The sequence below is a fragment of the Bacillus sp. NMCC4 genome (assembly GCF_002998555.1).
In the GTDB taxonomy this organism is placed as follows: domain Bacteria; phylum Bacillota; class Bacilli; order Bacillales; family Bacillaceae; genus Bacillus.
Genome location: NZ_PVRA01000002.1, coordinates 1 through 17,506, shown reverse-complemented (window position 1 = coordinate 17,506; position 17,506 = coordinate 1). Strand labels below are relative to the sequence as shown.

18 protein-coding genes and 1 riboswitch are annotated in these 17,506 nt (G+C 44.0%); of the genes, 3 read left to right on the top strand and 15 right to left on the bottom strand.

The genetic code is table 11. From position 1 onward, the window contains the following. Nucleotides 1–30 precede the first annotated feature (30 nt). Nucleotides 31–138: riboswitch (guanidine-I (ykkC/yxkD leader) on the bottom strand. Between the two features lie 279 nt (nucleotides 139–417). After that, on the top strand, nucleotides 418–1,461 hold the full coding sequence (locus tag C6Y02_RS04325) for a bifunctional transcriptional activator/DNA repair enzyme AdaA (protein ID WP_060596089.1): 1,044 nt from the start codon (nucleotides 418–420) through the stop codon (nucleotides 1,459–1,461). A 17-nt stretch (nucleotides 1,462–1,478) separates the two neighbouring features. Here C6Y02_RS04325 and C6Y02_RS04320 read toward each other — a convergent pair whose 3' ends face one another. From C6Y02_RS04320 to C6Y02_RS04300, 5 genes are all read right to left on the bottom strand, one after another. Beyond that, nucleotides 1,479–2,024: a GNAT family N-acetyltransferase gene (locus tag C6Y02_RS04320; protein ID WP_106030748.1), complete on the bottom strand. Its 546-nt coding sequence runs from the start codon at nucleotides 2,022–2,024 to the stop codon at nucleotides 1,479–1,481. Nucleotides 2,025–2,042: 18 nt separating this feature from the next. Beyond that, nucleotides 2,043–2,531 carry a small multi-drug export protein gene (locus C6Y02_RS04315; RefSeq protein WP_106030747.1) on the bottom strand — a complete coding sequence of 163 codons (489 nt, stop codon included), beginning with the start codon at nucleotides 2,529–2,531 and terminating at the stop codon, nucleotides 2,043–2,045. A 120-nt stretch (nucleotides 2,532–2,651) separates the two neighbouring features. Next, nucleotides 2,652–3,404 carry an HAAS domain-containing protein gene (locus tag C6Y02_RS04310; RefSeq protein WP_106030746.1) on the bottom strand — a complete coding sequence of 251 codons (753 nt, stop codon included), beginning with the start codon at nucleotides 3,402–3,404 and terminating at the stop codon, nucleotides 2,652–2,654. 4 nt (nucleotides 3,405–3,408) lie between these two features. Further along, nucleotides 3,409–3,735, bottom strand: coding sequence for a PadR family transcriptional regulator (locus tag C6Y02_RS04305; protein WP_106030745.1), 327 nt, complete (start codon nucleotides 3,733–3,735; stop codon nucleotides 3,409–3,411). 114 nt (nucleotides 3,736–3,849) lie between these two features. Beyond that, a complete protein-coding gene (locus C6Y02_RS04300; RefSeq protein ID WP_060596084.1) occupies nucleotides 3,850–4,371 on the bottom strand; it encodes an acyl-CoA thioesterase in 522 nt (173 codons plus the stop codon). Between the two features lie 179 nt (nucleotides 4,372–4,550). Between C6Y02_RS04300 and C6Y02_RS04295 the strand changes: the two genes are divergently transcribed. Then, nucleotides 4,551–5,432, top strand: coding sequence for a dimethylarginine dimethylaminohydrolase family protein (locus C6Y02_RS04295; RefSeq protein WP_106030744.1), 882 nt, complete (start codon nucleotides 4,551–4,553; stop codon nucleotides 5,430–5,432). 39 nt (nucleotides 5,433–5,471) lie between these two features. On the opposite strand, the gene C6Y02_RS04290 is transcribed toward C6Y02_RS04295, so the two are convergent. From C6Y02_RS04290 to proG, 10 genes are all read right to left on the bottom strand, one after another. After that, nucleotides 5,472–6,440 (bottom strand): ABC transporter ATP-binding protein, encoded by a 969-nt coding sequence (locus C6Y02_RS04290; protein ID WP_060596082.1) that lies wholly within the window; start codon nucleotides 6,438–6,440, stop codon nucleotides 5,472–5,474. Continuing rightward, nucleotides 6,430–7,347, bottom strand: coding sequence for a C40 family peptidase (locus C6Y02_RS04285; protein WP_106030743.1), 918 nt, complete (start codon nucleotides 7,345–7,347; stop codon nucleotides 6,430–6,432). Before C6Y02_RS04285 ends, C6Y02_RS04290 begins: the two co-directional genes overlap by 11 nt. Further along, nucleotides 7,347–8,426: a mandelate racemase/muconate lactonizing enzyme family protein gene (locus C6Y02_RS04280; RefSeq protein ID WP_034663034.1), complete on the bottom strand. Its 1,080-nt coding sequence runs from the start codon at nucleotides 8,424–8,426 to the stop codon at nucleotides 7,347–7,349. The genes C6Y02_RS04285 and C6Y02_RS04280 overlap by 1 nt, the downstream gene beginning before the upstream one ends. Further along, nucleotides 8,423–9,364 (bottom strand): S66 peptidase family protein, encoded by a 942-nt coding sequence (locus C6Y02_RS04275; protein WP_106030742.1) that lies wholly within the window; start codon nucleotides 9,362–9,364, stop codon nucleotides 8,423–8,425. Before C6Y02_RS04275 ends, C6Y02_RS04280 begins: the two co-directional genes overlap by 4 nt. A gap of 111 nt (nucleotides 9,365–9,475) precedes the next feature. Continuing rightward, nucleotides 9,476–11,098: a peptide ABC transporter substrate-binding protein gene (locus C6Y02_RS04270; RefSeq protein ID WP_106030741.1), complete on the bottom strand. Its 1,623-nt coding sequence runs from the start codon at nucleotides 11,096–11,098 to the stop codon at nucleotides 9,476–9,478. Further along, nucleotides 11,098–12,108 carry an ABC transporter ATP-binding protein gene (locus C6Y02_RS04265; RefSeq protein ID WP_106030740.1) on the bottom strand — a complete coding sequence of 337 codons (1,011 nt, stop codon included), beginning with the start codon at nucleotides 12,106–12,108 and terminating at the stop codon, nucleotides 11,098–11,100. Before C6Y02_RS04265 ends, C6Y02_RS04270 begins: the two co-directional genes overlap by 1 nt. A 7-nt stretch (nucleotides 12,109–12,115) precedes the next feature. Next, nucleotides 12,116–13,078: an ABC transporter permease gene (locus tag C6Y02_RS04260; RefSeq protein ID WP_106030739.1), complete on the bottom strand. Its 963-nt coding sequence runs from the start codon at nucleotides 13,076–13,078 to the stop codon at nucleotides 12,116–12,118. Then, nucleotides 13,075–14,010: an ABC transporter permease gene (locus tag C6Y02_RS04255; protein ID WP_034663045.1), complete on the bottom strand. Its 936-nt coding sequence runs from the start codon at nucleotides 14,008–14,010 to the stop codon at nucleotides 13,075–13,077. The genes C6Y02_RS04260 and C6Y02_RS04255 overlap by 4 nt, the downstream gene beginning before the upstream one ends. Before the next feature lie 18 nt (nucleotides 14,011–14,028). Beyond that, nucleotides 14,029–14,853 carry a M55 family metallopeptidase gene (locus tag C6Y02_RS04250; protein ID WP_066030997.1) on the bottom strand — a complete coding sequence of 275 codons (825 nt, stop codon included), beginning with the start codon at nucleotides 14,851–14,853 and terminating at the stop codon, nucleotides 14,029–14,031. A gap of 189 nt (nucleotides 14,854–15,042) precedes the next feature. Continuing rightward, on the bottom strand, nucleotides 15,043–15,867 hold the full coding sequence (gene proG / locus C6Y02_RS04245; RefSeq protein WP_060596078.1) for a pyrroline-5-carboxylate reductase ProG: 825 nt from the start codon (nucleotides 15,865–15,867) through the stop codon (nucleotides 15,043–15,045). Nucleotides 15,868–16,035: 168 nt separating this feature from the next. On the opposite strand from proG, the gene C6Y02_RS04240 reads away from it, so the two are divergent. Beyond that, entirely contained in the window at nucleotides 16,036–17,352 is a 1,317-nt protein-coding gene (locus tag C6Y02_RS04240) for a S1C family serine protease (RefSeq protein ID WP_060596077.1), read from the top strand. Nucleotides 17,353–17,506: the final 154 nt, after the last annotated feature.

The window sequence follows — 17,506 nt, the reverse complement described above, 5'->3', positions numbered from 1 at the left end:
AAAAAGCCTGGAAATCGATCGTTTGATCAAATCTCCCGGGCTTTTATCCCTCCGTGTCCATATGGCCTCTTCTAAGACCCTATGTGTTTTCTCTCGGACCAGACTGCACCAGCGCACGGAACCCTAGAAAACCAATTCATGATATACAGACCTGACTTAGAGCAGATTCTGTATTAAAAATCTTATCACACCCCGATATGCCGGTCTACCAGTTTGCTCTCCCTCTTCAAATATACTTGTTCATTTTTCGAAAGAAATGATATGAGACCGGCGTATACTAAATGATAGACAGAGAAATGATCACATCGCTGATATAATGAAATAAGATTGATGTGATGAACGATCCAAGATGACGCTTTGTTTACCAGCCCAAAGTACGCTGAATCACATTTTATAGGAAACCAAGAGGTGGATCGTATGATGATAACCGACGAACAGAAACATGAATTTTATCAAGCACTGGTTGACAAGAACCCGCAATATGACGGCACATTCTTTGCCGGCATTAAGACCACTGGTATCTTCTGCCATGCCACATGTACCGCTAGAAAACCAAAATATGAGAACTGTGAGTTTTTCTTTACAGCAGAAGAAGCACTGCTTGCAGGATATCGTCCGTGCAAGCGCTGCACACCATTAACATATCCTAACAGCATTCCGGAAGAAGTCAAAACACTCGTTTCTGCAGTTGAAACACATCCTGAAAAACGCTGGAAAGAAGAAGACTTTCATCAATTAGGGATTCACTCTGCAACGGCACGGCGGAAATTCAAAGAAATCTACGGCATGACCTTTGTTCAATATGCGAGATCACGCCGAATGGGACTTGCCTTTAAAGAAATTCTGAATGGAAAAAAAGTGATTGATCAGCAGGTCGCCTTGGGCTATGAATCTTCGAGTGCCTTCAATGATGCATTTACGAAAATTATGGGAAATCCCCCTAAAAAGACGCAAACCAAGATTCTCCACGCTAATTTTATTTCTACACCGATCGGGCGGATGATCAGCGTGACAGATGCGACGCATGTGTATTTACTGGAATTTGTGGACAGGCGGGGACTCGAAAAGGAAATTGAAAACATGAGAAAAAAGCATCAAGCCCGTATTTTAGTCGGGGAAACAAACGTCCATCAGCAATTAGCAAAGGAATTGACCTTATATTTTGAGAAAAAACTCACGCAGTTCTCGGTACCACTTTCCTTACATGGCACCCCTTTTCAAATGAAGGTGTGGGACCTGCTCACACGCATTCCATCAGGCGAAACAAGTTCTTACCGCGAGCTTGCTGTGATGCTGGGCGATCCGCATTTGGTCCGGGCGGTAGGGAATGCAAATGGTGCCAATCAATTGGCGATCATCATTCCATGCCACCGCGTCATTCAAACAAGTGGTGAGCTCGGCGGCTACGGCGGCGGGATAGAACGGAAGAAATATTTACTTCAGCTAGAACAGCGGATATAAAATAAAAACGGCTCTGCTTATTTTGTAAGCGAGCCGTTTTCTTCGTTGCGGGTGATGCTGTAGACATCAATGATTTGGTCCCATTTCGAAATGTTTTTTTCTTTTTTCATGCCCATTTTTAAAGCGACCTTTACCGATGCTTCATTGTCTGGGCGGATTAAGCTCACCATTCGTCTGACTTTCATTTCATCAAAGCCATAGGTGAGACAGCCTTTTGCGGCTTCAGCAGCATAGCCATTTCCCCACGCTTCTTTCTTTAGCATGTAGCCGATTTCAAGTTCGGTTTGTCCTTCAATGTTTTGCAGAACAATGCCGCTTTGTCCAAGTGGTTCATTCGTTTCTTTGTCTTCAATGATCCAGAGGGAAGTATGATACATACGGTCATTCTTTTGATTCCATGCAATCCACTCTTTCGTCTGCTGCTCATCCTTCAAAGAAGGATAATACTTCATCACTTCTTCATCTTGGAACAACATATCATATAAAAATGGCGCATCATGTTCATTCATCGTTCTTAGCCTGAGCCGATCTGTTTCAAGCACTGTCCGTGTTTGAAGTTTCATTTATGATCCTCCCCTCACTTACTTACTAAAAGTATCTCCGAACAATCCATTTGAATCTGGGGCAAAGTAATGGATTCCCGCACCGGTTAAACTAGCTGCCAGCGCTGTCCACATCATTAAACTGACTGTCATCCACACTGCGACTTGCTTTCTTTTCGTCCCGAAGCTCATGCACATAAATGCCGCTAGATGACTGCCGATGATAAAAGGTCCGACGAGCGCTAATCCCGGGAGACCATATCGTTCCCAAATTCTTCTGGCCCGCAGCTGCTTTTTCTCTCCTTTTTCATCACTTTTGTCCTCTTTTCTCTTCAACCGCCATGCTTTGAAGCGGTCTACGAAAACAATGAGAAGGAAAACGGTAAAAAAATTGCCGATGAATCCAATGACCGCAGTCGGTACAGGATGCATGCCACTTAAAATGGCCAACGGAACGACACCTACCACTTCAAAAAAAGGCAAAGCAGCCAATACAAACACAAGTACATATCCCCATAAAATATCCAAGCACAGAACCCCTTTTCATTTTTGTCCTCTTCCCATTGTAATGAAAAACACGATACCATTTCTACATTTTTTTAGAAAAAGAAAAGCACATCTTATAGGATTATAGATGTGCTCTGTTTTTTACAATGTATTTTCATTTTTCTTATTCGTCCGGCGTAAAACAATGAGCATAAGCCCTATTAAGATCACAACCGATAGTAGACTTTGCAAGAGAAGCACGCTTGGTGATGTCCAGCCAATCCATTCAAATAGGAGCTGCGGTCCGAAAAAGATGATCGGAATCAATGAAACGACATTCGCCTTTAAGATCGCATTAAAGACAATGATACATAGCAGCATGAGCAGGATGACGCCCCATCTTTGACCTGAGGTCAGGACAAGTAATGGTGTGCCGAGTTTTTGATCCAATAGTTTGATTGTGACCATCGCGGTCAGCTGAAAGATTCCTAAGATCCAAAAGTAAAGAAATGCCCGGCGGCTTGTCTGAAAGGCAGACGCTCTAAACATCACAATGATCATGATGACATTGGCCACTAAAACGAGCGGATAGCCAATCAATGCATACCAAGAATAGGATAAGCTTTGACTGATCGCATCTGATAAAATCATGTAGAAGAGAGACCCGATTAAGAAGGCACTGATGAATGGAACCCAGTCTTTATGGTGTCCTGACAGCTCTTTTGCGAGTTCATCAGCATAGCTCCGCGGATCTCCGCCAAACACAGCCTCCCCTGTTTTACCATCTTTTTCAGCCTCTACCGCGTGTGTCGTCAATTCATCCATCAGCTCATCAATTTCGTCCACATTTTTTCCCTTTGATATGAGATATAATTTCAGCTCTAGTAGGATGTGTCTTGTTTCTTTTGATACCATAATCTCACTTCCCTTTTTGTAATAAGCAGTTTACATTTTTTGAAAGCTCACTCCAGCGGGTCATAAACTCTGTGAGCGCTTGTTCTCCAGCTTGTGTGAGCGTATAGTATTTCCTTTTCGGTCCGCTCGCTGATGTTTTTGTGACAGTAGTCACCAGCTGTTCCTTTTGCATACGCAGCAAAATCGGGTAGATACTTCCTTCACTAATTTGATCAAACCCGTAATGCGCGAGCTTCTTTGTCATTTCATATCCATAAATCTCACCCTCAGAAATAATCGACAGCAGGCAGCCTTCCAAAATTCCTTTTAACATTTGTGTGGATGTTGTCATCTTTGTTCCTCCGATTCCAGTACCTTGCATCACAAGATAGCATCATCTTACCACACACTATCTTGTCATGCAAGATACTATCCTAGAAAAAAATCACCGCTGAAAGGGTGATTTTTACGCCCATGGTTTATCTGTTCCAAGTGCGTCAGCCAGTGCCTTGCTATGCTTTCGGCGGCTTTTTCTTTCCTCTGCCCGCTGCTTCGCTGTTTGATGCAGCATGATTTCTTCCTCTGTTTCCGGTACGACTTGTGGAACTCGTTTTGGCTTTCCGTTTTCATCTAGCGAGACAAAAGTCAGAAATGAAGTCGCTGCAAGTCTGCGCTCTCCAGACATCAAGTTTTCTTTCATGACTTTGACGAACACTTCCATGGAAGACGTGCCGACCCACGTCACATAGGATTCCAAGCATACTGACTCTTTTTGTCCAATCGGCTCTAAAAAGTCAACAGAATCCATCGACGCCGTGACCGTTTCACTGCGGCTGTGTCTTGCTGCCGAGATGGAGGCAATGTCATCTATATAACTCATTAATTTCCCGCCAAATAAGGTTTGGTGGTTATTCGTATCGAGAGGGAATACCCTGCTGGTTTTGACAACTTTCGATTCCTTGCAGTATTTGAAATTTTCTTCACTCATCATCATAGCTCCTTCTTGCTGTTTTCGTGAATGCGGAACGACTTTTATTAAACACTATTCTTTTAGGTTTGTCTAAACTTTTTGCTTTAGTCTCTTGTGAGAGATTTTCTTTCGGAAATGTTTCAACTATGACTAGAACGAGGAATAATAGAACTATGAACAAACAAGGAGGCCATTTGATGGATTCTATGAGAGCAGAACAAATACACAAAATGCCGCAATGCATGAGTGAATATGACGATTTACAAGAAGTCCTTTTATACAGTCCCATCTATATGGAAATCAAACAGATCATCAACGAAACCCAAAAACATTTTGCAAGAGAAAATATTTCTCAAATGAAAGCCATTGCTCAGCATAAGCAATTGATCCAAACACTAAAAGACCATCAAGTACGCCCCATTATGCTTCCTGCAAATGACCGCTTTCCTGAGCAAGTCTTTACTCGGGATATTGGGTTTACGATTGGACATACACTCTTTGTTTCAAGCATGGCCGCTCCAGTTCGGCAAGGAGAAGAACAATTATTAAAAGAGTGGGCACAGGGAAAAGGCTGGAAAACTGTCACACTGACAAATGGAACGATTGAAGGCGGCGATGTACTTGTGGATCAAACACGCGTATTTGTCGGAACGAGCAAGAGAACAAACCCAGCCGCTATCCATGAGCTCAAAAAAGGACTGCCTGATCATGACATCATTCCCATTCATCTTCCTCCTCACATTTTGCATCTCGATTGTGTGATGAATATTCTCTCTCATGATGAGATATTGATTTATCCTGAAGCGTTCAAAAAAGAGGATCTTCACCTGCTTCAAATGCATTATCATCTAATTGAAATAAGCGAACAAGAGCAATTCACACTCGGACCAAACGTTTTATCCCTTGGACAGAAAAAAGTGATTAGTTTGCCCATCAATCAACAAACAAATGCTGCATTAACCGCTCACGGGTACACTGTCATTGAAGTGGATTTTTCAGAAATCATTAAATCTGGCGGCTCTTTTAGATGCTGCACATTGCCGATTCGGCGTTCATCCACTAAAAAAGCCAGCGTGTAGAACAGCTTGTCTACTTGCTGGCTTTTTTTCTGTCTATTTTTATGTTCGATCGTATAAATGACAGGCGACATCATGTCCTTCTTCTACTGCTTGTAATGTTGGCTTTTTTTCAGCACACACATCCATCGCTGCAGGACACCTTGTTCGAAATACACAGCCGCTTGGCGGGTTCACTGGACTTGGAATTTCTCCTTTTAAAATGAACCTTTTGCGCTTGTCCTCCACGTCAGGATCTGGAATGGGGATCGCTGACAGCAAGGCTTGTGTATATGGGTGCAGCGGTGTTTGATATAACATATCACTGCTGGTCAATTCGACGAGATGACCTAAATACATGACACCGATTCGGTCGCTGATATATTTGACCATCGACAAGTCATGCGCAATAAAGAGAAATGTCAGCCCTTCCTCCTTTTGCAGTTTCTTCAGCAAATTCACAACCTGCGCTTGAACGGAGACATCTAGTGCAGAAATTGGCTCATCTGCCACAATAAATTTCGGCGCTAAGGCGAGGGCTCTTGCAATACCGATTCTCTGCCTCTGCCCTCCGCTGAATTCATGAGGATAGCGAGTCGCAAAGTCATAGCTAAGTCCAACAGCTTCAAGTAGTTCTTTCACCCGGGCAACTCTTTTCTTTTGACTCCCGTAAAGGTTGTGAATCTCCATTGGCTCCAGCATAATATCTTTTACAGACAGCCGCGGATTTAAGGAGGAATACGGATCTTGAAACACCATTTGAATTTGCCGATTAAAATCAAATGATTCTTTTTTAGAAAGGTGATGAAGACTTTTCCCTTCATATAAGGCTTCCCCATCTGTCGGTTCATAAAGACGCATAAGCACTTTTCCAAGTGTGGATTTTCCGCAGCCAGACTCGCCAACAAGGCCAAACGTTTCGCCTTGTTTCAGCTGAAAGGAGACACCGTCTAGCGCTTTAAGCGTTCTTCCTTTCGATAGATGAAAATGTTTTTTGAGATTGTTTACTTGTAAAAGTGGTTCAACTGCCATGACCATTCCTCCTCTCGCTTGGCAAATACCGTCTTGCACCTGCCCATTCTTTTTCATATGAAGTGCCAGAAAGGGAAAGAAGTTCAATTTCTCTGCCGGTTTTAGGCGAATGAAGCATCATACCGTCACCTGCGTAGATCCCAACATGGCGGACAGCTCCCTTTCCGTTGTCATTGGCAAAAAACAATAAGTCGCCTTGTTCTAAATGGCTTAATGCGACCGGTGTTCCTTGCACTGCTTGGTCACTTGCGTCCCTCGGCAAAAGATATCCGCACGCTTTATACATGCTGTAAGCAAAGCCTGAACAGTCATAGCCAAAGCTGCTCAAGCCGCCCCATAAATACGAAAGACCAATAAATTGTTTTCCCTTCTCTACAACATCTTTGCCGGTCATAGAAGAAATGGATGAAACTGACTGCACATCTACTTTATTGATTTCTCTCGTCCCTGCTGGTGTGACAACGCGAAAGCAATCACTCGTTTCTTCTACAGCTGCGAGCTCTGTTAAAAAACTAATTTTCATGTCCGCTTGCCCATTTCGATAGAGCATGGCTTTTTTCTGACAAACGATATGAGATATAGCTGGCGCACTTCCTTCTGTCACTTGCTTTAGATGGTTCGTAGGTATATAGCCAGGATAGCCTTGCGGATGTTTCCGGCTGGCCTGCTGCGGAATGACGACTTTCAACCAGCCGTCTGTCTCTTCTAATCCAATGACTCGTTCGCCGAGCAGTACTTGCGATTGGATCAGATTTTCTTCACATAAAGCCAGTTTTTCTTCATATGTTTGCTTGTCAATCCACTCTTTGATTTTGAAGGAGCCCTGAAGTACCTTTTGATCGATTTCTCTCGGTGACTGCGGCGCTGTCCATACGTTCGCAACTGCAACCTTTGATTCAAATATCATCATGAGACTCCTTTCACCCCTTGAATGCCTAACCCATGATGCGGCGGGAAAAAGATATCTTTTCCTTTGTACACGATTCCTCCGTCTACCATGTCCTCTTTTAGCATCAGCGGGGCATCAAAATCATAGCGGGTGATATTCGGCTGGCTGGCGGCGAGATGAGCGGCTGCTGTAATGCCAAGTTTTGACTCAATCATACTGCCAACCATGCACTTTACGCCGTATGCTTCTGCTAGAGCATTGATTTTTAGGGCTTCTTTTATGCCGCCTGATTTCATTAATTTTAAATTGATCAGATCACAGCTTCTCGTTTCAAGCACCTTGATCGCATCATGAAAACTGAAAATGCTTTCGTCTGCCATAATCAATGTATCTGTTGCTTCTGTCACACGGCGCAGGCCTTCGATATCTTCTTTCGGAACCGGCTGCTCTACTAGTTCAATATTCAGCGCCTCCATTTTCCGAATGGCTATGATCGCTTCCTTCCACGTCCATCCTTGGTTCGCATCGAGCCTGATCTGAATATCCGGCCCGACCTTTTCTCGAATTCGCTTGATACGCTGAATATCCGTATCTATGTCATCTTTTCCTACCTTGATCTTTAACGTCTGAAAGCCTTCAGCTGCGTATTGCTTCGCATCTTCCGCCATCTCAAGCGGACGGTTTACACTGACCGTATAATCGGTTTCAAGCTGACTGCGATATCCGCCAAGGTATTGATAAAGCGGAAGTCCTGCCTGCTTCGCTAAGCCATCATAAATGGCCATGTCAACCGCTGCCTTTGCGCTTGTGTTGCAAGCGAGCACTCGGTTCATATGAGAAAAAATTTGTTCATATTCTGACAAGGAAGCTCCAAGCAAAATCGGTCTGATCACTTCGCATATGGCATAGTCGATGCTTTCCAGCGTTTCACCTGTAATCACCGTTGTCGGGACTGCTTCTCCGTAGCTGACGTCACCTTGATCATATGTGATGATAACGATCAGAGATGCTGCGTCATACACCGTTCGTAAAGCGGTTTTGAAAGGCTTTTTTAGCGGTACACTCATTCTGCATGTACGAACATCGACGATTTTCATTTGATCGCCTCTTTCGCTGCAACGCCTGGAGAAATGTGCAGTTTTTTTCCTGTCGCATCTAATGCAGCCTGCGTGCCCATTGGAATAGCAAAGTTCGGCGAAGAATGACCGATCCGGAAGCCCCCAAGTGCAGGTTTCTTTTGCGGGACAATATAGGTGCCCCATACTTGATTCAATGTAAGGGACTGATCTTTCTTTTTTGGCTCACATTGATGAAAATCTCCAATGATGAATCCAGCCGCATCATCCAATTTCCCAGCAGATGTGAGGTGCTGCATCATTCGATCAATTTTATAGGGCTCTTCGTCAATATCTTCAATGAACAAAAGCTTTCCCTTCGTATCGATTTCAAAAGGTGTACCAAGTGTTGTCACGATGAGGGCAAGATTTCCTCCTACAATCTCACCTGAAGCGGTGCCCGGATAGAAAGTATGAAGGGGTGACAAGTGGTGCGCATACGTAAAGGCTTTCGGTGCAAACAGCTGTAAAAAGGTATCTTTCGTATAAGGATGAACCTCCTCAAGTCCCACATCAGAGGAAAGCATTGGACCATGAAAGGTCACAAGACCAGTCTGCTGCTGGATGGCCGTATGTAAAAACGTAATATCACTATAGCCCCAAAAGATTTTTGGATTCCGGCGAATCAGGTCATAGTCAATGACTTCCGCAAGTCTTCCAGTCCCGTATCCTCCGCAAGCACAAATAACCGCCTTCACTTCTGGATCTTGAAACATGCGATGAAGATCCTCCACTCTTTCATGATCATAGCCTGCTAAATACCCATACCGGCAGTCGATATACTTTCCTTTTTTCACCTTTAGCCCGAGGCTTTCTAAAAAGGCAATCCCTTTTGCTAATTTCAGCTCATCAGGCGGGCTTGCTGGTGCAATAATCCCCACCGTATCCCCTGTTTGAAGTGCCACTGGCAGCTGGCTCATGCCATATCCCCTCTTTCTCTTTGTTTCTTTCAATCTATGGGCTTCTGCTTCATAACATGAACGAATAAAGGAACAGACGCTTTTATCTAAAAGCGTCTTTTGATCCTAATATCACTCTCCATCTACCTGTGCCCATTTCAAATCGATATACCCAACGGGGTGGCGGACAATTCCCTTCACGCCTTCTTTTTGTAAATGGACTTGGTTATAAAAATGAATCGGAATGATCGGTGCTTCTTCAATGAGAAGTGCCTCTGCATCATGAAGGAAGCTGTTTCTCTTTTGTTCGTCTGCTTCCTGGCTCGCTTTTTTGATCAGCTGATCATAGGTATCATTAGACCATCCTGTCCGGTTCATGGCATTCCCTGTTTGGAAGCTCTCTAGGAAGTTGATCGGATCTGCATAGTCTGCTAAAAATGAACTTTGTGAGAATTGGAATTTCAGCGCCTTTTGATCTTCTGCAAATACATTGGCTTCCATGTTTGCAAGCTTCACATCTACACCTAACGCTTCTTTCAGCTGCTGCTGGATGGCTTCCGCTTTTTTCTTGTTCTCAGGCTTTGTACTATATGTTAATGTGACGGCTGGCAGTTTCGAATAGTTCTCTTCTTTCAGCCCTTTTTCTAATAGCTTCGCAGCTTCACTCTTATCATTCTTCACAAGATCACCGCCAGCTTCTCTGAAATCCTCACCCTTTGAATCTAGAATGCCTGGCGAGACGAAAGCGCGTGCTGGCTTCTCTTCATTTTTCGTCACATAATCCACAATATCTTGCGGGTTGATCGCCATTTGAAAAGCTTTGCGAATGTTCTTATTTTGAAATGGTTCTATGTTCACATTCAGACGATAAAAGAACAATCCAGCCTGGTCTTCAATTTGTACATCTTTATTTTTCAGCAGATTTTCACTTTGCTCTGCTGGAACAAAGGCAGTATCTAAATCTCCTGATTGATACATTTGATAGTCTGTGTTTCGATCACTGATCATCAGCCACTTCACTTGATCCAGCTTGACTGTTTTTTTGTCCCAATACGTCTCACTTTTTTCCATTGTGAAGCTCTCATCATGCTTCCACTCTGTCAGCTTGAACGGTCCATTTCCGACAAAGGTTTTGGCGTCTTTTGCCCAATTTGGGTCCTTCTTAGCTACCTGTTCATTGACTGGGAAAAAGGCAGGGTTTGCGGTCATATTTAAGAACGATTTCTGCGGATAAGCCAGTGTGACCTTAAGCGTTTTGTCATTTACAGCGCTGACTTTCACTTCTTCTTTCTTGCCTTTTCCACTGTTAAATGCCTCTCCGCCTTCAATCATGTACGCTAAGAACGATGCAGAAGAGCCTGTTTTCGGATCAAGCAGCCGCTTCCACGCATATTCAAAATCACTCGCTTTCACTGGATCACCATTTGACCACTTGATGCCATCTCTTAAATGAAACGTGTACGTTTTTCCATCCTCTGATATCTCCCATTTTTCCGCCATTGCAGGAGATGGTTCGTGTTTTTCATTCAGTCTTGTTAATCCCTCCATTAAGTTATTGAGTCCTTGCCACGATACATTATTAAAACCAATCGGCGGATCAAACGACGTCGGTTCATTTTCGTTATTTAAGGTTAACACTTTCTTTTCACCTTTATTGCTTGATGATCCTTTCCCTGCTTGCTCATTGGCTGTACATCCTGCGAGCAGCATGATCGTGAACAAACATACACTGATGATCCACCCTTTTTTTCTCATCAAAAACTCCCCCTTTGTGTTGAAGATAAAACCGTTTGATTCGCTCGCTCATCTTGGAGCCAGCAATGCACTGTATGGGTAGGTGACCGCTGCGTTTCATGCGGCATGATATGATCACACACCTTCATGGCGGCCGGACAGCGATCTGTATACGGACAGCCCTTTGGTGGAGCAAATAAATCAGGCGGGCTTCCTTCAATTGGAATGAGTTCATCTTTCATATCAAGTCTTGGAACGGATTGTAGAAGTCCTTTTGTATAAGGATGCTGCGGACTGTAAAAAATATCTCGCCTCGTTCCGACCTCCACCATTTTCCCCCCGTACATGACCGCCACTCGGTCTGCGACTTGGGCTACGACCCCTAAATCATGTGTGATTAAAATAATGGTGACACCTGTTTTTCTCTGAATCTCTTTAAACAGCTCTAATATTTGTGCCTGTATGGTCACATCCAGCGCGGTCGTCGGTTCATCTGCAATCAGCACTTTGGGCTCGCAAATCAGTGCCATGGCAATCATGAGCCGCTGCCTCATTCCCCCGCTGAACTGGTGAGGGTATTGCTTTAACCTTTCCTTCGGCTGCGGAATGCCGACCAAATCAAGCATCCGAATGGCGGCTTCTTTCACTTCTTTTTTCGTCAGTTTTTGATGCTCCTTTGCCGCCTCCATGAGCTGGTCCCCTATTGTCAAGGTTGGGTTCAGTGCGGTCATTGGATCTTGAAAGATCATCGAGATATCGACACCTCGTATGGCGCGCATTTCTTTTTCAGATAATGACAGCAAATTGCGGTCTTCAAACCAGATTTCTCCCTGATCGACATGAGCGCCGTAAGCTGGCAGCAGCCTCATAATGCTTTGTGAAGTCACACTTTTCCCGCAGCCTGATTCTCCCACAATGGCAAGGGTTTCTTTTTCATATACATCCACATTCACTCCGCGTACCGCTCGAACTGAGCCGCCATATGTCCGAAAGCTGACGTGCAGATCGATGATTTGTAGAACTTTTTTCAAAGCGCCATCACCTCTTCATCTTTGGATCAAGCGCATCTTGCAAGCCATCACCTAAATTGTTAAAGCAAAACATCGTGAGTGAAATAAAAAACGCAGGGAAAAATAAACGCCACCAATGTCCGTTATCTGACAGTACTGTCGGCAGCGCATCATTGGCCATCACGCCCCAGCTTGCAAACGGTGCTTGAATGCCTAAACCAAGAAAGCTTAAGAACGCTTCAGCAAATATCGCGGTCGGCACAGTCAAGGTCATCTGAACGATAATCGGCCCCATCGTATTCGGCAGCAGGTTGCGGCGAATGATACGCAGGCTCTTTGCACCAAAGGTTTTTGAGGCAAGGACATATTCCTGGCTTTTCAGCTGAAGAACTTGACCTCTTACGATTCTTGCCATTCCAATCCATCCGGTGACAGTGAGCGCTACAATAATGGTGACAAGCCCTGGCCCCATCAGGACCATTAATAAAATGACAACGAGTAAATAAGGAAGACCGTAGAGCACCTCGACAATTCGCATCATGACATGGTCATATCTCCCGCCCTTATAACCGGCAATCCCTCCATAAATCACGCCGATGGCAAAATCAATAAGGGCTGCCATGACGCCTACGAATAACGAAATACGCGCCCCGTACCATGTACGCGTAAACACATCTCGTCCAAGCTCATCCGTTCCGAACCAGTGAGCAGCTGATGGAGGCAGATTTTGCATCGAAAGACGTTGCTCTGTCACATTATTAGGCGCAAGCAATGGGCCTAATAGCGCCATGATAAAAAGAAAAATCAGTACCGATAGACTAAACATCGCAAGCTTATTTTGCTTCAGCCGTCTCCACGTGTCTGCCCAATACGAAAGAGAGGGTCTTTTAATGGCATGGGCCTCCGTTTTCTTTTGCTCTCTCGGAGAAAACCATTCGTCTGGCACTTCATGATGCGGATTCGGTTGATCCTGCTGTAGGTGTATACTCATGCCTTTCCTCCTTTCTGATGCAGCTGAATCCTTGGATCAAGCAGGCGATACGCCACATCGACAATGAAAAGAAGTGTGATTAAAATAATGCTGTAAAAAACAGTGGTCCCCATGATGACAGGATAATCACGGTTGTTAATACTCTCGACAAAGTATTTTCCCATTCCAGGAATCGCAAATATTTTTTCAATGACAAAACTTCCTGTTAAAATGCTTGCGACAAGTGTCCCAAGAATGGTCACAACGGGCAAAAGCGCATTTCGAAGCGCATGTTTAAATACAATTTTAAAGGGAGAAAGTCCTTTTGCCTTGGCAGTGCGAATATAGTCCTGCGACAGCACTTCAATCATGCTCGATCTTGTTAACCGGGCAATAATGGCCATTGGACCGACAGCAAGAGCGATGGTTGGCAGCACCATGTGCATCGGACTTGTCCACATCGCTGTAGGAAAGAGTTTCAAATTCACAGCAAGCTGCTGAATTAATAAGGTAGCAAAGATAAAGTTTGGAATGGATATACCGAAAACAGCAATGGTCATGGCGATATAATCAATCAAGCCATTATGCCGGAGGGCAGCCATGACCCCGAGCAGGATGCCGGAGATGACAGCAATCAATATTGAGATAAGACCAAGTTCTAATGAGACTGGGAAGCCTCTTGCCAATAGATCATTGACACTTTCTGAAGGCTTTTTAATGGAAGGACCAAAATCAAAGGTAACGATGGATTTTAAATAGATGACATATTGAACATACAGTGGTTCATCTAAGTGATAGTAGCTTTCGAGGTTTCGCTGGACGGTTTCGTTTGTATTTCGTTCTTCATTGAAGGGCGATCCTGGGATGACCTTCATTAAAATAAACGTTAAAGTCGTAATCGTTAAGATCGTGGCAATCATCGCAATAAAACGCTTGAGCAAAAAGCTGGTCATCTGCCGTCTCCCCCTCGCTTAACAAAATGTTGTACGTGCGGCAAGCTCTGTCATGACAAGCATCGCTTGGTAGGCTTCTAATATATTCTCTGCTTGATACGTCACCGTTGTTGTTCCTTCTATGATGGCAGTACCCGGCATTAAATTCGCCCATTCAGCTTGTCCATAATTGGCAAACTCAATCTTCAGCAGCGGCTGATCAGGAGGCGTCAGCGGCTTGATGTGATGAATCTGTTTCATTGCGGCTTCCACTTGCTGCGAGATTTGTTGATTGACTTTGGCAGGCGTGAAACATTTCACAGCAGACCTTGATATGGTCTCTTTCACTGCTACTGTTTTCACACCAGGCATCAGCTTTTCCGCTTCAAGTGCTGCTTGATCATCTCCGCAAACAAGAATCACCGGCACACCATAGTAGCCTGCAACATACGCATTAAAGCCCATTTCACCAATTGGGTGATCATTTATGTAAAAATGTCTGACACCAAAAATCATACTGTGAGACATCACGCCTTTCATAGATGCCCTCGCATGATAGCCTAAAAAAACAGCAGCGTCATAGGTTTGATCTAATCCTTGCACCATGGAATAAGGCTTGACGTCACCAGATATAAGAGCAGCCTCTTCATGCAGCTCTTCGATCAACAGATTATTCATTTTAGAATGACTGTCATTGACCAAAATATCGGTTGCGCCATGCTGAAGAAGTGCCTCTACACAGGCATTCACTTCACCTGTCATGATCTTTCTGCCCCGTTCATAATTGTGCTGACGGGCATCGACAAATGTATGATCAGCTAGACCAGTAATCCCCTCCATATCAACAGATACATAGAGTTTCATCCCCATCCCCCTTTAATTAAACTTAAAATTTGTGTATATTTTTCTAAATTTTCTAAAAAATTATATGATTACTTGATTGATTTTTCAATACAATGTCTGAAAATAAGGAAATTAGACTCAGTTAATACAGGTCAAAAGACTGTATGACAAAGGATTTTTTTAACAAATAAAACACCACTAACTATGTCTTTAGTGGTGTTTGTCAGCTTCGTTAATCTGTGATTTCAGCTGTTCATATTTCTTCATGGTTTGTGTAAATAGATCATCAAACATCTGAGGTGCCTGCTTTTGAATGACCTCAGCGCCTTCACCTGTAATGCCCCCTTTTGTCGCCACTCTATTGACGGTTTCAGCAAAGGTGAGGCCGCGTTCTACAAGGACTTGACCTGTGCCTAAGAGGGCATACGTTAAAAATTCATACGCTTCCTCTAAGGAAAGCTCACTATTTCTCACAGCCGCTCTCGCCATTTCTTCAAAAAGAGCAGCGATAAAACCAGGAGAAGAGCTCGTCAAATTACTCGCCGCATCAAACCGGTCTTCCTCTACTTCACGGACGATGCTAAAAGCTGAAAGGAGACGGTGCAAACGCGCCTTTTCTTCCTGACCTGCGGTTTCACCATGCGCAACGAGGGATACGCCCGTTCCAACAGCTGACGTGAGCGTTGGGATGTATCTGGAAACTGGTTGAGTCGTATGCTTTGATAACTTGTCTAACGTCACAGCCGCGGCTACTGACACAATATGTACCGATTTGGCTGCTGAAGGCAGTTGATCGAGCACATCAAGTACAACAAGCGGCGGCACGCAGACAAAAAGTACATCACATGAGGCAGAAAGTTCGTCTAATGAGCAGATATTTATTTCTTGATGCTTGTCTTTGAGCTGATGCAGGCGGTCCGTTTCACTTCTTGTATGGATCATGATTTGATGGGCATTGAGTACCTCTTTTTCCAGCCATTTTTGCACCATCATATCAGCCATGCTTCCATATCCAATCATTCCAATTGTCTCCACAGTTTAATCTCCTCTATTTTTGCTTAGATACACTACTTATTTTAACAATTTCCCACAATGTTTTCATTTTTATCCCACACTTTTTTCTTACGATATAGTCAGTATCCACCACATAAGGTAAAATCCCTCGAACCATACATGAAAAATTGAAGAAAGAGAGTGATTCGAATGACACATCACAAAAATGAAAAACACCCTTCTCATGAACTTCAAACAATTGAACAGCCACAAAAACAAAAGAAGAAGCCCAGTGGCTGGTTTAAGCCATTCGTCAGCGGCATTGTGGGTGGTACGCTAGCATTAGGTGTCTACGTCCTTACGCCATATGCCCAGCACGCATCAGACAACACAGCAAACGATTCAGCAGCAAAAACAGAAGCTGTATCGACAAATGATACGAGTGCCAATTCGTCAAAAACAACCGCCGTCCAAACATCACATTCATCGAGCAGTATCTCAAGCATGGTCGAAAATATATCACCAGCCATTGTCGGCATTACAAACTACCAAGCGCAAAGTCAAACAGACATGAGCTTTGGCGATTTCAATACGCCTTTTGATGAATCACAGCAAAACAAAAACAGTCAAGAGGAAAAAACAGGTACAGGCTCAGGGGTGATTTTCAAAAAATCCGGAAGTAAAGCCTATGTCTTAACAAACAACCACGTCATTGAAGGGGCAAATAAACTAATGGTTTCCTTGCACGATGGCAAAACTGTTGAAGGAAAACTGGTCGGAGCTGACCCCCTGACTGACCTAGCGGTTGTAGAAATTAGCAGCAGTCATGTGACAAAGGTCGCGGCATTAGGCGATTCCTCCTCGCTGCGTGCTGGGGAAACCGTCATCGCAATTGGAAACCCGCTTGGTGAAGATCTATCAAGAACGGTGACCCAAGGAATTGTCAGCGGTGTCGACCGAACAGTCTCTATGAACACATCAGCAGGCGAAAGCAGCATTAATGTCATTCAAACAGATGCAGCCATTAACCCAGGTAATAGCGGCGGCCCGCTTCTTACGACAGACGGAAAGGTTGTGGGGATCACGAGTATGAAAATCTCTGAAACAGGTGTTGAAGGCATTGGATTCGCACTTCCAATCAATGATGTCAAACCAATCGCCGATCAGCTTCTCGCAAAAGGAAAGATTGAGCGTCCATATATCGGCATCAGCATGCTGGATCTCGAACAAGTCCCGGACGTGTATCAGAAAGAAACACTCGGGCTCAAAAATAGTCAGCGGGATAAAGGTGTGTACGTCAAAGAAATCGCCGCAGGCTCACCTGCCGCCAAAGCTGGCTTTAAGTCAGAGGATGTCATTACCGCCATCGATGGGAAACAAATCAAAACCGGAAGTGAATTACGTCATGAGCTATACACGAATACAAAAGTAGGAGACACCGTGAGCATCACACTCATTCGAAACGGAAAAGAAGAAACAAAGAAGGTTACATTAATACAATCTGAATCTAAGCAGGTAAGTTCCTAAAGCAAAAAGCAGCTCATGAATGAGCTGCTCAGGCTGTCGAGAAAATCTCGACAGCTTTATTTTTTCCTTAAACTTTCCATCTCCTCATTTTATAATAGAGAAAAACCCACTTAAGGAAGGTGTTTTTCTCATGTTCCACACTAGAAATTCTTCT

Excerpts from the sequence above, each read along its gene's own strand:
- C6Y02_RS04240 (WP_060596077.1), top strand. The coding sequence starts at position 16,036 with ATGACACATCACAAAAATGAAAAACACCCTTCTCATGAACTTCAAACA.
- C6Y02_RS04300 (WP_060596084.1), bottom strand. The coding sequence starts at position 4,371 with ATGAGTGAAGAAAATTTCAAATACTGCAAGGAATCGAAAGTTGTCAAA.
- C6Y02_RS04305 (WP_106030745.1), bottom strand. The coding sequence starts at position 3,735 with ATGACAACATCCACACAAATGTTAAAAGGAATTTTGGAAGGCTGCCTG.
- C6Y02_RS04310 (WP_106030746.1), bottom strand. The coding sequence starts at position 3,404 with ATGGTATCAAAAGAAACAAGACACATCCTACTAGAGCTGAAATTATAT.
- C6Y02_RS04280 (WP_034663034.1), bottom strand. The coding sequence starts at position 8,426 with ATGAAAATCGTCGATGTTCGTACATGCAGAATGAGTGTACCGCTAAAA.
- C6Y02_RS04285 (WP_106030743.1), bottom strand. The coding sequence starts at position 7,347 with ATGATATTTGAATCAAAGGTTGCAGTTGCGAACGTATGGACAGCGCCG.
- C6Y02_RS04325 (WP_060596089.1), top strand. The coding sequence starts at position 418 with ATGATGATAACCGACGAACAGAAACATGAATTTTATCAAGCACTGGTT.
- C6Y02_RS04275 (WP_106030742.1), bottom strand. The coding sequence starts at position 9,364 with ATGAGCCAGCTGCCAGTGGCACTTCAAACAGGGGATACGGTGGGGATT.
- C6Y02_RS04250 (WP_066030997.1), bottom strand. The coding sequence starts at position 14,853 with ATGAAACTCTATGTATCTGTTGATATGGAGGGGATTACTGGTCTAGCT.
- C6Y02_RS04255 (WP_034663045.1), bottom strand. The coding sequence starts at position 14,010 with ATGACCAGCTTTTTGCTCAAGCGTTTTATTGCGATGATTGCCACGATC.
- C6Y02_RS04295 (WP_106030744.1), top strand. The coding sequence starts at position 4,551 with ATGGATTCTATGAGAGCAGAACAAATACACAAAATGCCGCAATGCATG.
- C6Y02_RS04270 (WP_106030741.1), bottom strand. The coding sequence starts at position 11,098 with ATGAGAAAAAAAGGGTGGATCATCAGTGTATGTTTGTTCACGATCATG.
- C6Y02_RS04260 (WP_106030739.1), bottom strand. The coding sequence starts at position 13,078 with ATGAGTATACACCTACAGCAGGATCAACCGAATCCGCATCATGAAGTG.
- C6Y02_RS04290 (WP_060596082.1), bottom strand. The coding sequence starts at position 6,440 with ATGGCAGTTGAACCACTTTTACAAGTAAACAATCTCAAAAAACATTTT.
- C6Y02_RS04320 (WP_106030748.1), bottom strand. The coding sequence starts at position 2,024 with ATGAAACTTCAAACACGGACAGTGCTTGAAACAGATCGGCTCAGGCTA.